Origin of the sequence: Pseudomonas sp. NFACC41-3 (assembly GCF_900109505.1) — a bacterium.
Lineage (GTDB): Bacteria > Pseudomonadota > Gammaproteobacteria > Pseudomonadales > Pseudomonadaceae > Aquipseudomonas > Aquipseudomonas chlororaphis.
The window spans coordinates 1091397-1104813 of the sequence record NZ_FOAE01000001.1; the positions used below are offsets into that span (position 1 = coordinate 1091397).

The window sequence follows — 13417 nt, forward strand, 5'->3', positions numbered from 1 at the left end:
TGAATAGCGGGGCGTTGTGGCGCGGCCCCATTCTCAATGCCATCACTGTTCAGACCGTTGCGCGGGTTGGTTCGTTTCCTTGGCGGGTGCCTGGCGGGCTACCGCGGGTCGCGTCAGGTCTTCGCGCTCCGATGGTCGCAAACGCCAGGCTTTTGCCAGCTTGCGCGCCACCTTGCCTGGCAGCACCGTGGATCCGCTGTGCCGCACCAATCTGGCATGCTCGGCCAGCCCTTCGACCAGTGCGGCCCATTCCGGCCGCGGGTCGTTGACATAGTCCCAACCCAGCCCCAGCCAGGGGCAACGCCCACCGATCCAGGCCTGCACCGCGGGTGTCGCACGCCGGACATAATCAGGGGCCTTGGCCGCCTTGGGCCGGAGCGCGCGCGCCTTGACGGCCGGTATCTGCAAGCGTGGGGTGCCGTCTGCCTCCTGGGTCACCTGCATCGCCCCGAGCAAAGCAATGTCGAAAGGCACCGGCTGGCCCTGGGCGGCATAGAAATACGCCAGGCGCCGGATGCTGTCGTAGTCGGCAACGGCGCGGTACAGGTAGGCGCAGATCACCCCCAGCATGGGGTCGGCATGCTTTTTATGGCACACGCCAGCGGCGAACCGGTCGATGTCTTCGGCCTGTAGCCGGCCAGCGGCGAAATCGTCGATCGCGCCAAGCATCGCCAGGTATCTGTCGGGGGCCTTGGGCATTCCATAGGCCTGGAAAATATCGCCGAGGGGGCTGGGCATCACCACGGCGTACTGACCCGCATAAGGCACCACCGGGGTGGAGGTGCCATCGGCCAGTTCCACCAGGACCGGCATTCCCTGGGGATCGCTGGTGGCGCGGAACGTCTCGAACCGCGAGGAGCTGTCCCGTCGCTCGATCCGGGCCCGGGACAGGAGCTTCGCGCCCTTGCCGTAGACGATCAGATTAGCCTCGCCGGGGTCGCCGATCTGTTTCATCCGGCGGCGAACTTCGGTGGCCGCGGACTTGCGCATATCGGCGGCGGCATCCGCTTCCAGGCGCTGGACCAGCGCCTTGACCTTCTGTTTCTTCTCGGGAAAACGCGGGCTCTGCTGGCGGAGCACCACCAGATCCTGCAGCAGCTCCTTGCTCGAGTCGGGAATGCTGATCATCTGGTCGGCGGGAACCGCCAGGTTATGCTGCTTGAGCCCGAAATCGGCGCCGAGCATGCGCTCGCGAAAGGCCGCGTCGCTGTGGACCCGCTCAAGGTTGCGCTCGGCGGAATCCGCCGGGCCGGCCGCCGGGGACGGGCCCATGGTGGCGGCGTTGCCCGCGGCCGGCCAGGGCTGCAACCCGGCGGGGCCCGGCAACGGCTGGGCGGTGTTGTAGAGCACAGCCGGTTCCGGATCGACCAGGCACTGCGGGTTAAGCTTGAGGCGATACTCTTTCGCCCGCTCGGTGGTGCGCGAGCGCACGCACATGCCGAGGGTCGCGGTGGTGATCAGGCCATTGCTGATGGCGGTCGGCTCGATGCCCCACAGCGCATCGGCGATCACCCCGGAGAACACGCATTTGCCCGGAACGCCGGACATCGGTTCGGACACCATGTAACCCAGCTGCCCGTCCTGGCAGGCGGCCAGGCGGTCGAACCTGGGGTTTTCCACTTGCGTGCCTTGCACGACGATTCCGCGCACCGCATCCAGTCGCGTCAGGTCGAGATTCTTTGGCGCCTCGCGGCAGGCATCGGTGATCAGGGTGATGCGCTGCACGCCGTGCAGCAGCAGCTCGGTGTAGAACGAGTCGGCCAGGACGCGGTACTTCTGGCGCAGCGAGTCGCTGAACAGCCAGGAGATCGAGCCGATATTCGCGTCGGTCAGGCCGTGGCCGCAAAACGCCAGGATCAATTGCTCGACCACTTCGGCGCCCGCGGGAAACAGCTCGTCCACCGCTTGTTGTACCCGTTCGCGGGTGACCGGATTGCCCTGGCCGTCTATGGGGCCGTCGTCGACGATCCTGACGTTGTCGGCGCCGAAGCCCGAGCGTAGCGCCCAGTCGCCGATCGAACGGGCGGCGAGCACGGCGCCGTCCAGGTAGGCGAAGCGCAGTGTCTGGTTTGGCAATGGCGTCAGCGTGCTCACGCCGATCGCCAGGCAGGTCCGTCTAGTCATGGGAGTGCGCCACCTTGCGCGTAGTCAGGAGCCAGAGATCGACTCGGGGGAGCATCACCGGCCAGTGCCAGTGCGGCCGATCGCCCGGTGCCAGGCGTTCGACCAGCATGATGGCCCCGGCCACCAGCATCAGCGGAATGTGCCAGGCCCCGCCCAGCAGCGGCATCAGCATCCAGGCCCAGCATGAGGCGATGCACCAGGCCCCGTGGCTTGCGCCGAAGACCAGGCAATCGCGGTCGGCGGCCCAGCCGAAGAGGCCGATCCGGCGCAGGCGGTGGCCGCGGTTGAGCGCCGCGCGTTGCCACGGGCTGGCACTCCACAGCAGGGCAACCAGCAGCGCCGTGGCCAGCGCCGCGTCGGCGACGCTCAGTTGCAGCAACAAGGCGAGCACCATCAGCAGCGGTCCGGCGGCCAGCCATAAGGCGCTGTAGCCGAGCAGGAAACCGAGCGCCGCGCGGATGCGCCGGCGCGGCAGGCTGGAACGCCAGACATGCATGAGTGGCATTGCCAGCAGCGGCGGCATCATCGCCAGCAGCATCAGGGCCCAGTCCGCCAGCATCTGTTGCACCGGGTTCAGGACCAGCTCGGCCTCCAGCACGGTGGGCCAACTGGCAACGATGGACAGCGCGGAACCGCAGAAGGCGGGCAGGGTGCTGTGCCCGGCGGTGTAGAGACACAGGGCCAGGCCCAGCCCGGCCGTCGCGAACAGCAACGGCCAGGGCGCCCGGGTGAAGCTGAGCAAGAGCGGTCCGGGTTGCATGAGGCGTGACTCAGCTGACGATACCACTGCGCTTGAGCACGCTGATCCGCTCCACGGTCACCGGTTTATCCGCCGATACCTGCTCGCCTGGGACCAGGGTTACCCGCAGATAGTCGGGATCGAAATCGCCGGCATCGGTCAGCCGCTGGGCCAGGTCGGTGATGTCGATCGTATAGCCGAGCCCGTGGCCGCCATGGCCGCCGTCTGGCCGCGAGGCGACGTTCAGCCCGAACAGCGTCAGGCTGCCGGCATGGCACTCGGGATGCTGCTGCGGATCGCTGTCTTTCGGCAGGTTGATGTACACCGCAAGCTGCGGCGAGGGCGCAGAGCCGCGCACCGATTCCAGCGCCAGGTAGAGCCGGGTCACCGGCAGGCCCAGGTCCGTCGCGCCCATCGCGGCGATGCCGGTGCTGGTGGCCTGGCGGTCGAGGTCGACCTGGGTGCGCACCGGCGCGCCGCCGACCGTGACCACCGAACGGTTGGCACCGATCGGTTCGATGTTCTGTTGTTCCGGCGCACCCATCTTGACCCGTGTCACGGCCTCTACTCCTGGTTTCACGCCCGTGCCGATGCTCAAGTCGGCATAGCGCGGATGCAATTTGCCATCCTTCAATGTGTCGCGGCCGGTGAACTTCATGCCAGGGTCATTGCCGCCGACCTGCGGCATGATGAAACGGCGGTCGGCCGGACCGTCGAGCCAGCGCGGATCGCGGACCATGGTCTTGCCCGGGGTGTTCATCCAGGCCTCCCAGAGCCGGTCGACGTTGCAATGGTGCAACCAGAAGAGCGGGTCCAGGGCGGCGAGGTACGGGTCGGCCATGAAGCCTTCGCCCCCGCCGATCAGGCGATGCACGGTGTTGTGCGGGTTGTTCTCCAGGTCGCCGGTCCAGCGGGCGAACTGGGCGAAATTGCCGGTGACCCCGCCACCGAAGCCGATGCTGCCGTCATTGCCGACCTGGAAATCGTTCTCCTGCATCGCCGCCAGGCTGAAGGCATCGAGGGAGTTCGGCCGCAGCGTGGTAAAGCCCTGCCGGCGAGGGTATTTCTTCAGCGGGTTGGGGCTGCCGTCAGGTAGGGTGTCGGCCAGGAACGCCTCCGGGGCCCGCCGCGCATCCGGGTTTTTGCTATTGAGGTAGTTCCAGTACGGCAGCGCCCAGTCGTCGCCCGTCAGTTCCTTGACCTTGGCCGCGACAATCGCCTCGAAGGCCGCCAGGTAACCGCGGTGCCAGGACGGGAAGTACCAGCTGCCGTGCTGGCACTGGCTGCCGTAGGTAAAGTTGGTCAGGTCCTTGGGAACCGGATCGGAATCGCCCAGGACATTCACCTCGACCCACAACTGCCGATCGAAGCCGTGGATGGCGCCGAGGAACTTCCAGCTGTTGCGGTTGGTGATCGGTAGTTTGTCCAGCTCGCGCATGGCCAGCGCGTAGTTGAGCAAGACCTTGTTGTCCCATCCGGAGCCGAGTGTTGCCACATCCTGTCGGATCGTGTTCATGAATGCACCTTCCTTGCAGCATCAGGCCAGGTGACGCGTATGGCGCCACACCCCTCGCAATCCTTTGCCGCTGGCGACTTCATGTTCACGGCGGAACTGCGCTCAGGAGGCCCGCAGTGCCGGTGCGCGCCTCGTCGAAAATGAGTATAGAGGCCTGGCAAAAACGCCATGGCCGATTCCCATTATCCCGATGAACGACACAGGTTTCGGGGGCTTGGGCGGACGGACGGGGGATTGGCCCGGGTGCAATGAAGGTGGGTCACAACGCCTGCAGCAGGCGCTGCAATTGCTGGTGTTCCCAGATGCTCAGCAGTTTGACCGGGTCGGTGCCGTAACGCTGCCAGGCGTCGAGCGTTTCGACCCGGCCATCCGGCGAGCGGCATTGCTCGCAGTGGCTCAGGGTCTGGCCATGGTTGACCAGGGTCAGGGTCCAGCCTTCGATGTCGAGCCGCACTTGCCAGCTATCGTCCGCCGCCAATACGCGCTGGCTCGATGGGCCCAGGGTACGGGTGCCGAGGGCCAGCTCTCTGAGCACCTGGCAGATTTCGCGGGCGGTGAGGGTGGGGGTGGCTGGCATGGGAACGATCTCAGGGCAGGGACGGCGGCTATTTTGCCATTGTTGCGGGCTTGGAAAGTGCCATCGAGCGCGTCGATTTTCCGGGCGGAGGGGCTGTGGAAATATATGTGCTCGTGCATTGTAAATGCGAACCGTTATCTTTAAAGTCTCCAGCCTTTCCGTCGCATGACACTGCAGCGAATGTCGAGCATGACCACCGAAGAGTTGGAATTGGCCTTCAAGGCCCATGCGGGAGAGTTGCGCTCGTTTTTGTATCGGCACCTGAGAAACAACGAGACTGCCGCCGACCTGGCCCAGGAAACCTACTTGCGCATGCTGCGCCAGCCGCCGCGCAAACCGGTGCTGAACCTGCGCAGCTTCATCTTTCGCGTGGCCCATAACCTGGCCATCGACCACGCCCGCAGCCGCGGTACGCGGGACCAGCACGACCAGGGCATGGCCTATCTCTACGAGGTCACCGGGGAAAGCCCCGAACTGTTCGACGTGGTCGCTTCCCAGCGCGAACTGGAATCTATGGGCGAAGCGTTGCAGCGGCTGCCGGCGCAGTGCCAGCAGATCTTTCTGTTGTGCCGCCTGCAGGGGTTGCCGCACAAGGAGGTGGCGGGGCAATTGGGCGTCTCGGTCAGCACCGTGGAAAAACAATTGGCCACTGCCCTCGACTTTCTCCGCCAATGCCTGCAACGTTAACCGTTATGCACGATCAGCCATCCATCCACACCCCTGAATCCGATATTCATCGCGTTGCCCATGCCTGGGTGATTCGCCTGACCTCGGGCGATGTGCTGCCCGCCGATATTGCCGCGGCCCGCGCCTGGTGCGAGCAGGATCCGGCCCATCAGCAGGCCTTCGTCGACGCCCGGCACCTGTGGCGACTGAGCGGCCAGCTGGCCGCGGCGGTGCCCGCCAGGCCCAGGCGTTCCGTTCCCCGCCGCTGGGCGCTGGCGAGCGCGGCGGTGCTGCTGCTCGGAGTCGGCCTGTTACTGGTGCGCCAGAACGCCTGGGATGCGGATTACCGCACCGCCCAGGGCGAGCAGAAACAGATCCAGCTGGCCGACGGCTCGCGGGTCACCCTCGATTCGAATTCCGCGCTGGATGTGCTGTTGACGCCCAACGGACGGCAGATCGTGTTGCGCAAGGGCGAAGCGCTGTTCGACGTGGCCCATGACCCGGCGCGCCCGTTCACCGTGCAAGCGGCCCAGCTGCGCGCCACCGCGCTGGGAACGGTGTACGCGGTGCGCCGCGAAGGGCCGCAGGCGCAGGTCATAGTCGCCCGCGGCCGGGTCGCGGTCAGCGACGCGGCCGGGCAGGTGGTGCTGCAGGCCGGCGAGGCGGTCACCCGGCAGGCCGCCGGCCTGGGCGCCAAGTACCCGCTCGACACCGATAGCGCCCTGGCCTGGCAACACGGGCGGCTGGTGTTCGACCAGGCGCCGCTGGCCCAGGTGCTGGAACAACTCGGGCGTTATCGCCCGGGGTTCATGCTGATCGGCGACGACCGCCTGCGCGAACTCAAGGTCAGCGGCACCTTCCAGCTCGGCCGCCTCGATGAAGGCCTGGCCACCCTGGAGCAGGTTTTCCCCTTGAAGATCGAGCGCTACACCGACTACCTGATGGTTTTCAGCACCCGCGGCTGAATTATTTTTACGGGTCTGTCCGGTTCGCCCGTCTTTCTTCTCTAAAACGATAATGCTTCGCATTTATTAGAGAGGAACCCCGATGCAGCGTCTGCTTCCCCCAGGTTTTCAGGGTCAATCCCTGGTTCCGGCCCTGAGCCGAATCTCGTTGCTGTGCGCCCTGATTCCGGGGCTGGCCCTGGCCGAGCCCATGCAGTTCGATATCGGCGCCCAGCCGCTGGGTAACGCGCTCAATCGCCTGGCGGCGCAAAGCGGTTTGCAGGTGATCTACGACGGCAACATGGTGCAGGGCAAATCGAGCCGCGCGGTCAGCGGTCGCCAGGAACCCCAGGACGCTCTCGGGCAAATGCTCCAGGGCAGCGGCCTGACCTGGCGCGCGACAGGCAGCGGCAGCGTGATGCTGGAAAAACTGCCGGAGCAGGGCGGCCCCCTGGAACTGGGCGCGACCACCATCGGTGGCCAGCAACTGGGCGAAACCACCGAAGGCACCGGTTCCTACACCACCGCCATCACGCAGACGGCGACCAAGCTGCCGCTGTCGATTCGCGAGACCCCGCAATCGGTGACCGTGGTCACCCGCCAGCAGATGGACGATCATGGCGCCCTGGCGGTCGGCGATGTGCTGCGTAACGTCCCCGGCATCACCCAGCAGGCCTACGACAGCGACCGCATGGAGTTCTCCGCCCGCGGCTTCGCTATCACCAACTACCAGTACGATGGCGTCAACCGCATCTACGACGGTGTCTATGGCGAGGCGCCGACCCACGTCGACACCGCCACCTTCGACCGCATCGAGGTCATCAAGGGCTCTACCGGCCTGATGACTGGCTCGGGCGACCCGTCCGCCACCGTCAACCTGGTGCGCAAGAAGCCGACCAAGGAATTCAAGGCCTCGGTCAGCGGCACCGTCGGTTCCTGGGACAACTACCGCAGCGAGGGCGATATCTCCGGCCCACTGAACGATTCCGGCAGCGTGCGCGGGCGTTTTGTCGGCGCCTATCAGGACCGCAATTCCTACCTGGACCACTACAACCAGAAGAAGGACCTGTTCTACGGCATCCTCGAAGCCGACCTGACGCCGGATACCCTGCTGACCCTGGGCATCGACAAGCAAAGCGTGACGCCGCGCGGCACCTCCTGGACCGGCACCCCGACCTACTTCGCCGACGGCGGCCGCACCGATTTCTCGCGCAGCTTCAACCCGGGGGCGGACTGGAGCCGTCGCGATTTCGACTCCGTGACCTATTTCGCCGCGCTCGAGCAGGCGCTGGCCAACGACTGGAAACTCAAGGTCAGCCTCGACCAGAAAACCACCGATCACGATACCCGCCTGGCCTCGGCCAGCGGCGGCAACCCGGACCGAGCCACCGGCGAAGGCATGTTCCTGTATTGGGGCCGCTGGGAAGGCCATCGCGTGCAGAACACCGCCGATGTGAATGTCTCCGGTCCCTTTACCCTGGGCGGTCGCCAGCATGACCTGGTGGCCGGGGTCATGGCTTCCCATTCCCGGCAGACCGGCTCCACCTACGACACCAGTGCCTTCAGCCTGGTCCCGGGGAGCATCTACGACTGGAACGGCAAACTGCCGGAGCAGGAGTTCCCGAAAAACGGCAAGTATGAGCGCACCCAGAGCCAGAACGCGGTCTATCTGGCGACCCGCCTGCGGCCGACCGACGACCTGTCGTTCATCCTCGGCAGCCGCCTGAGCACCTTCAAGTACAACGAGGACTACCGCTACAACGCCGGCGCCGGCCTCGACGATACCCATGCCAGCTACAAGGAACACGGGGTGCTCACGCCCTATGCCGGGGTGGTCTACGACCTGAACGATGTCTACTCGGTCTACGCCAGCTACACCTCGATCTACCAGCCGCAGATCTACAAGGACGACTCCGGCACGACCCTGGCGCCGGTCGAAGGCAAGAGCTACGAAACCGGCCTCAAGGCGGCTTACCTGGACGGCGCGCTGAACGCCAGCCTGGCCTTTTTCCGCATCGAGCAGGACAACGTCGCCGAGTCCATCGGCACCGACCCGATCACCAACGAAGGTATCTACAAGGCCATCGATGGCACTACCACCAAGGGGGTGGAGCTGGAGCTGGCCGGCGAACTGCAAAAAGGCTGGAACCTGTCCGCTGGCTACACCTACGCCCGCACCCGGGATGCCGACGAGCAACGGATCTTCGGTTACCCGCTGTCCACCACCCGGCCGGAACACGCGGTGCGGGTTTTCAGCACCTACCGCCTGCCCGGCGTACTGGACAAGGTCACGGTCGGTGGCGGCATCAGCTGGCAGAGCGGCTACTACGGCAAGATCTACAGCGCCAGCGTGGGCGACTACACGCGGATCCGCCAGGGCGGCTACAGCCTCGTCGACCTGATGTCGCGCTACCAGTACAACGAGCACCTGAGCTTCACCGTGAATGCCAACAACGTCTTCGACAAAAAATACCTGACGGGCCTGGGCAACTTTGACACCACCTACTACGGCGAGCCGCGCAACCTGATGCTCACCAGCAAGTGGGATTTCTGATTCCCTGAACCGGAAAATCTCGAGCTGAAAAAAATGCCCGTATCTCGCGATACGGGCATTTTCTATTGGCCCGCAGGGGTGCCGGGAGGGCCTGGCCAGTGGGCGTCAGCGGTATTCAGGGGCGGGGGCAAGGCTTACTTGGCGGACTTTCGCACACTGGACGAGCGCCAGGCCTTTTCTTCCCCGGGATGCTGCAGGGTCAGGTAGGCCCTCACGCCCAGTCCGGCCAGACAAAAGACCATGCCTGCGATGAATTGAAATGTAGTCATGACATGCCTCCAAAACAATCAACAGGAGACCATCTCATTTAAGCGCTGCCGGGGCCAGCCGGAGTTGTTACAGGTTGTCTAAGGACGAGCTCATCCGGCTGATGCAGGAGGGCGTAACGGCAACGGTGCCGGCTCGTGGTTCAACTGGTCGGCACACGGGCTGGCGCTGTCGCGGCGACCTTCGCCGGCCGGGCATGCAACAAGGTGTTCAGGGCCTGGCGGTAGCGCTCGCCGGCCAGGCGCATGCTGTTGTTGTGGGTGGCTCCGGGAACCAGCAGCAGTTGCTTGGGTTGTCGCGCGGCGTCGAACAATTGCTGGCTGAAGCGCGCCGGCACGTAGCGGTCGTCCAGGCCGTGGACGATCAGCAGCGGCATGCCAATATGGGCGATCTTGTCGAGGGAGTCGAACTTCTGCGACAGCAGCCAGCGCACCGGCAGCGAGGTATTGCCCAGCTCGGCGGCGATATCGGCCAGGGAGGTGAACGAGGATTCGACGATCAAGCCACGGGCCGGGACCGGCGAGCCGTCGCTGGCCGCCTGTTGCCCCAGTTGCGCGGCCAGTTCCACCGCCACCGCGCCGCCCAGGGAATGGCCGTAGATCAGGCGTTTGCCGGCGTCGGGTTGCAGCCTTTGCAACTGCTCCCAGGCGATCCGCGCGTCCTCATAGACGCTGGTTTCCGACGGTGGTTCGCCCAGGCTCTGGCCGAAGCCGCGATAGTCGATGGCCAGCACCGAGAACCCCAGGGCGTGCAGTTGCTCGATGCGGAACAGTTGCCCGGTGAGATTCCAGCGCACCCCATGCAGATAAAGGACGGCCGGCGCATCGGCGCGCTGGGCCGGCCACCACCAGGCATGAATGTTCTGCTCGGGCTTGAGGCTGTCGCCCTTGAACTCCAGCTCGCGCACCCCGGCCGGCAGGCCGCGATACCAACTGGCGTTGCCCGGCTCGACGCGAAACACCAGTTCGCGTTCCTTGTGTTCCAGCACCTGGCAGCCCACCGGCAGGCCGATCAACAGGGCAGCCATGCCAAGCAGCGACCACCAGCGAGGTCGCCAGCGCGAGAGAAATGAGGAGGACATGGGCTGTGGCACCGCGTACGGATAAAAACCGCGTTTTAGCAGATGTCCCACCGGCACAGTAATCATTTCGCCAATCCGTGGCCGGGGATGCTTTACAAAATGTGGCGGCAGGGCCGGAGGCGGGGGGCTCTGGAATATAAGGTCACAACCCTTGAGGTGGACTGTCGGTCCATGGATGAAAAGCTGTGCGTTTGCCTTGAGGATTTTGATTTATTGGATCCATTGTTCCTGAGTCCTGTAACCATTCACAGCCACAGGATCCTCAACAGTCTGCGCCTTCTGAGTCTGGTCGATAATCGCCCGCAAATATCAGCCAATGGCTATTTGATTAAGTCATTGATTTTCATATTTTAAATAAAAACACCTAAGCGTTTCTCCAGGTATTTCAGCCACTTTTCCAGGGGTTACCTCGATTTCACCTCTTGTTAATGGATCCACTGGATGATTGATTAGCCACCTGGCGATGGCGGGCCCCTCCCGACCGTCCCCCGATAAAAACTACAAGAAGGGTCTCGTCATGAATGGCTTATCAAGGGCGCGGAACTGCCTGGGTTCCGTCCGCCACCTGTCTGTGTGCACGCCGCTGTTTTCCCTTTCGCCGTCGCCGGTAGGCGGTGTGGAGGTGCGCTCATGACGCTCGACCTGAAGAGCCGCGTGGACAGCGGACCGATGAGTTCCTTCCAATGCCTGGCCATCGGCATCTGCATGGTCTTGAACATGATCGATGGCTTCGATGTGCTGGTGATGGCCTTCACCGCGGCCTCGGTCTCGGCCGAGTGGGGCCTGAACGGGGCGCAGGTCGGCCTGCTGCTCAGCGCCGGGCTGTTCGGCATGGCGGCGGGTTCGCTGTTTATCGCGCCCTGGGCCGACCGGTTCGGCCGGCGCCCGCTGATCCTGTTCTGTCTGGCGCTGTCCGGGCTTGGCATGCTGCTCTCGGCCCTGAGCCAGACACCCCTGCAACTGGCGCTGCTGCGCGGCCTGACGGGGCTGGGGATCGGCGGCATCCTGGCCAGCAGCAACGTGATCGCCAGCGAGTATTCGAGCAAGCGCTGGCGCGGCCTGGCGGTCAGCCTGCAATCCACCGGTTATGCCCTGGGCGCCACCCTGGGCGGGCTGCTGGCGGTGTGGTTGCTGAGCCATTGGGGCTGGCGCTCGGTGTTCCTGTTCGGCGGCGCGGTGACCTGGCTGGTGATCCCGCTGGTGCTGCTGTGGCTGCCCGAATCCCTGGACTTCCTGCTTGCCCGCCGCCCGGGCAATGCCCTGGTGCGGATCAATCGCCTGGCCCGGCGCCTGGAGCAGCCTGAGCTTGCACAGTTGCCGCCAGAGGTGCCCAGGCAGCCCGGCGCGCCCAGCGGTTTCGGCCAGTTGCTGGCGCCGGCCATGCGTCGCACCACCTTGCTGATCTGGCTGCTGTTTTTCCTGGTGATGTTCGGCTTCTACTTCGTCATGAGCTGGACCCCGAAACTGCTGGTGGCCGCCGGGCTGTCGGCGCAGCAGGGGATCACCGGCGGGGTGCTGCTCAGCGTCGGCGGGATCTTCGGCGCGGCGCTGGTCGGCGGCCTGGCCTCGCGCTGGCCCCTGGGCCGGGTGCTGGCGCTGTTCATGCTGATCACCGCCGGCCTGCTGGTGCTGTTCGTCGGCTCGGCCTCGTCGATCGCCGCGGCGCTTGGCCTGGGCCTGCTGATCGGGCTGTTTGCCAACGGCTGCGTGGCCGGCCTCTACGCGCTGTCGCCGGTGGTCTACGACGCCTCGGTGCGCGCCACGGGTGTCGGCTGGGGCATCGGCATTGGCCGCATCGGCGCGATTCTTTCGCCGACCGTGGCCGGTTTCCTGCTGGATGGCGGCTGGCAGCCGCTGCATCTGTACGGGGTGTTTGCCAGCGTGTTCGTGATCGCCGCCGGCTGCCTGTTGCTGCTCAAGCCGGCCCGGGCCCGGGCGCAGCCGGCGATGGCCGGCGTCTAGCCCTGGCCCTGGCCGCTGATGATGGCGTCGGCGATGGTGTCGCAGAACCAGCGCAGGGCGGCGGAGCTGTCGCTGTTGGGGTGCCAGTTCAGGGACACGGCGAACTCGGCCACCGGGAACGGCAGTTCGAGCATCTTCAGCTCGCCCTCGTGGATGAACAGCCGGGCGATCTGCGCCGGCAGCACCGCCAGCAGGTCGGTGCCGGGAATGATTTTCGGCAGCACCGAGAAGTGCGGCACATGCAGGCTGATGCGCCGTTCCACATTCATGTTTTTCAGCACGTCTTCGACATTGCCGTGGCCGCTGGTGCGGGTCACGGCGACGTGCCGTTCGGCGAGGAACTGTTCGAGGCTCAACTGCTGGTCGATGCGCGGATGGCCGGTGCTCAGCAGGCACACATAACGCTCGTGCATCAGCACCCGGCTGCGGATACCGGGGACTGGCTGGCGGCAGATCGCGGCATCGACCTTGCCGCTGGCCAGCCATTCGCCGACCTGGTCCACCTGCAGCGGCAGGACCTCGACTTCGGCCAGCGGCGCGTCCTGGTTCAGGCGCGCCAGGATCAGCGGCAAAAAGCCGATTTCGCCGAGGTCGGAGAGGGCGATGCGAAAGCGCCGCTCGGTGCTCGCCGGGTCGAACTGGCGGCAGCCCTGCACGGTGCTTTCGATGCGGGTCAGGGATTCGCGCAAGGGACCGTACAGCTGCTCGGCGACAAAGGTCGGCTGGATGCCGTCGCGGGTGCGGCTGAACAGCGCGTCGTCGAACAGTTCGCGCAGACGCGCCAGGCCATAGCTGACCGAGGGCTGGGTGACGAACAGGCGCTCGGCCGCCAGGGTCACGCTGCGGGCTTCGTAGAGGGTGACGAAGGTGCGGATCAGGTTCAGATCGATGTGGCTCATACCGCCTCTGCTGTCGTTATGAACATAGACAGGTTTTATTTTTGATAGAGATAGTATCGATTTGATCAATTTCGTAGCGGCTGCAAGA

At 65.1% G+C, this 13417-nt stretch carries 11 protein-coding genes; 4 read left to right on the forward strand and 7 right to left on the reverse strand.

The features are described from left to right. Positions 1 to 42: 42 nt before the first annotated feature. The 4 genes from BMY68_RS04995 to BMY68_RS05010 all read right to left on the reverse strand — a co-directional run bounded on the left by BMY68_RS04995 (position 43) and on the right by BMY68_RS05010 (position 4956). Positions 43 to 2124 carry a hypothetical protein gene (locus tag BMY68_RS04995; RefSeq protein ID WP_085531272.1) on the reverse strand — a complete coding sequence of 694 codons (2082 nt, stop codon included), beginning with the start codon at positions 2122 to 2124 and terminating at the stop codon, positions 43 to 45. Continuing rightward, entirely contained in the window at positions 2117 to 2884 is a 768-nt protein-coding gene (locus BMY68_RS05000; RefSeq protein WP_085531270.1) for a copper chaperone, read from the reverse strand. Before BMY68_RS05000 ends, BMY68_RS04995 begins: the two co-directional genes overlap by 8 nt. 10 nt (positions 2885 to 2894) lie before the next feature. Then, positions 2895 to 4379, reverse strand: a complete 1485-nt coding sequence (locus tag BMY68_RS05005) for a tyrosinase family protein (protein WP_085531268.1) — start codon at positions 4377 to 4379, stop codon at positions 2895 to 2897. 259 nt (positions 4380 to 4638) lie between these two features. Continuing rightward, positions 4639 to 4956, reverse strand: coding sequence for a DUF7693 family protein (locus BMY68_RS05010; RefSeq protein ID WP_053260972.1), 318 nt, complete (start codon positions 4954 to 4956; stop codon positions 4639 to 4641). A gap of 189 nt (positions 4957 to 5145) precedes the next feature. Here BMY68_RS05010 and BMY68_RS05015 point away from each other — a divergent pair, with 189 nt between their 5' ends. From BMY68_RS05015 to BMY68_RS05025, 3 genes are all read left to right on the forward strand, one after another. Continuing rightward, entirely contained in the window at positions 5146 to 5643 is a 498-nt protein-coding gene (locus tag BMY68_RS05015; RefSeq protein WP_085531592.1) for an RNA polymerase sigma factor, read from the forward strand. A gap of 5 nt (positions 5644 to 5648) precedes the next feature. Further along, on the forward strand, positions 5649 to 6587 hold the full coding sequence (locus BMY68_RS05020; RefSeq protein ID WP_085531266.1) for a FecR family protein: 939 nt from the start codon (positions 5649 to 5651) through the stop codon (positions 6585 to 6587). 82 nt (positions 6588 to 6669) lie between these two features. After that, entirely contained in the window at positions 6670 to 9120 is a 2451-nt protein-coding gene (locus BMY68_RS05025; protein ID WP_092160411.1) for a TonB-dependent siderophore receptor, read from the forward strand. Between the two features lie 134 nt (positions 9121 to 9254). Here the strand turns inward: BMY68_RS05025 and BMY68_RS30255 are convergent, their stop codons facing one another. Then, entirely contained in the window at positions 9255 to 9389 is a 135-nt protein-coding gene (locus tag BMY68_RS30255; RefSeq protein WP_007931277.1) for a hypothetical protein, read from the reverse strand. A 140-nt stretch (positions 9390 to 9529) separates the two neighbouring features. Then, positions 9530 to 10468 carry an alpha/beta hydrolase gene (locus BMY68_RS05030; protein WP_085531588.1) on the reverse strand — a complete coding sequence of 313 codons (939 nt, stop codon included), beginning with the start codon at positions 10466 to 10468 and terminating at the stop codon, positions 9530 to 9532. A gap of 630 nt (positions 10469 to 11098) precedes the next feature. Between BMY68_RS05030 and BMY68_RS05040 the strand changes: the two genes are divergently transcribed. Then, a complete protein-coding gene (locus BMY68_RS05040; RefSeq protein ID WP_085531262.1) occupies positions 11099 to 12430 on the forward strand; it encodes an MFS transporter in 1332 nt (443 codons plus the stop codon). Here BMY68_RS05040 and BMY68_RS05045 read toward each other — a convergent pair. Continuing rightward, positions 12427 to 13329 (reverse strand): LysR family transcriptional regulator, encoded by a 903-nt coding sequence (locus BMY68_RS05045; RefSeq protein WP_085531260.1) that lies wholly within the window; start codon positions 13327 to 13329, stop codon positions 12427 to 12429. The two genes, BMY68_RS05040 and BMY68_RS05045, sit on opposite strands and share 4 nt — an antisense overlap. Between the last annotated feature and the right edge of the window lie 88 nt (positions 13330 to 13417).

What these genes read in the sequence shown, in the direction of transcription:
- BMY68_RS04995 (WP_085531272.1), bottom strand. Translation starts at nt 2,124, where the DNA reads ATGACTAGACGGACCTGCCTGGCGATCGGCGTGAGCACGCTGACGCCA.
- BMY68_RS05000 (WP_085531270.1), bottom strand. Translation starts at nt 2,884, where the DNA reads ATGCAACCCGGACCGCTCTTGCTCAGCTTCACCCGGGCGCCCTGGCCG.
- BMY68_RS05005 (WP_085531268.1), bottom strand. Translation starts at nt 4,379, where the DNA reads ATGAACACGATCCGACAGGATGTGGCAACACTCGGCTCCGGATGGGAC.
- BMY68_RS05010 (WP_053260972.1), bottom strand. Translation starts at nt 4,956, where the DNA reads ATGCCAGCCACCCCCACCCTCACCGCCCGCGAAATCTGCCAGGTGCTC.
- BMY68_RS05015 (WP_085531592.1), top strand. Translation starts at nt 5,146, where the DNA reads ATGACCACCGAAGAGTTGGAATTGGCCTTCAAGGCCCATGCGGGAGAG.
- BMY68_RS05020 (WP_085531266.1), top strand. Translation starts at nt 5,649, where the DNA reads ATGCACGATCAGCCATCCATCCACACCCCTGAATCCGATATTCATCGC.
- BMY68_RS05025 (WP_092160411.1), top strand. Translation starts at nt 6,670, where the DNA reads ATGCAGCGTCTGCTTCCCCCAGGTTTTCAGGGTCAATCCCTGGTTCCG.
- BMY68_RS30255 (WP_007931277.1), bottom strand. Translation starts at nt 9,389, where the DNA reads ATGACTACATTTCAATTCATCGCAGGCATGGTCTTTTGTCTGGCCGGA.
- BMY68_RS05030 (WP_085531588.1), bottom strand. Translation starts at nt 10,468, where the DNA reads ATGTCCTCCTCATTTCTCTCGCGCTGGCGACCTCGCTGGTGGTCGCTG.
- BMY68_RS05040 (WP_085531262.1), top strand. Translation starts at nt 11,099, where the DNA reads ATGACGCTCGACCTGAAGAGCCGCGTGGACAGCGGACCGATGAGTTCC.
- BMY68_RS05045 (WP_085531260.1), bottom strand. Translation starts at nt 13,329, where the DNA reads ATGAGCCACATCGATCTGAACCTGATCCGCACCTTCGTCACCCTCTAC.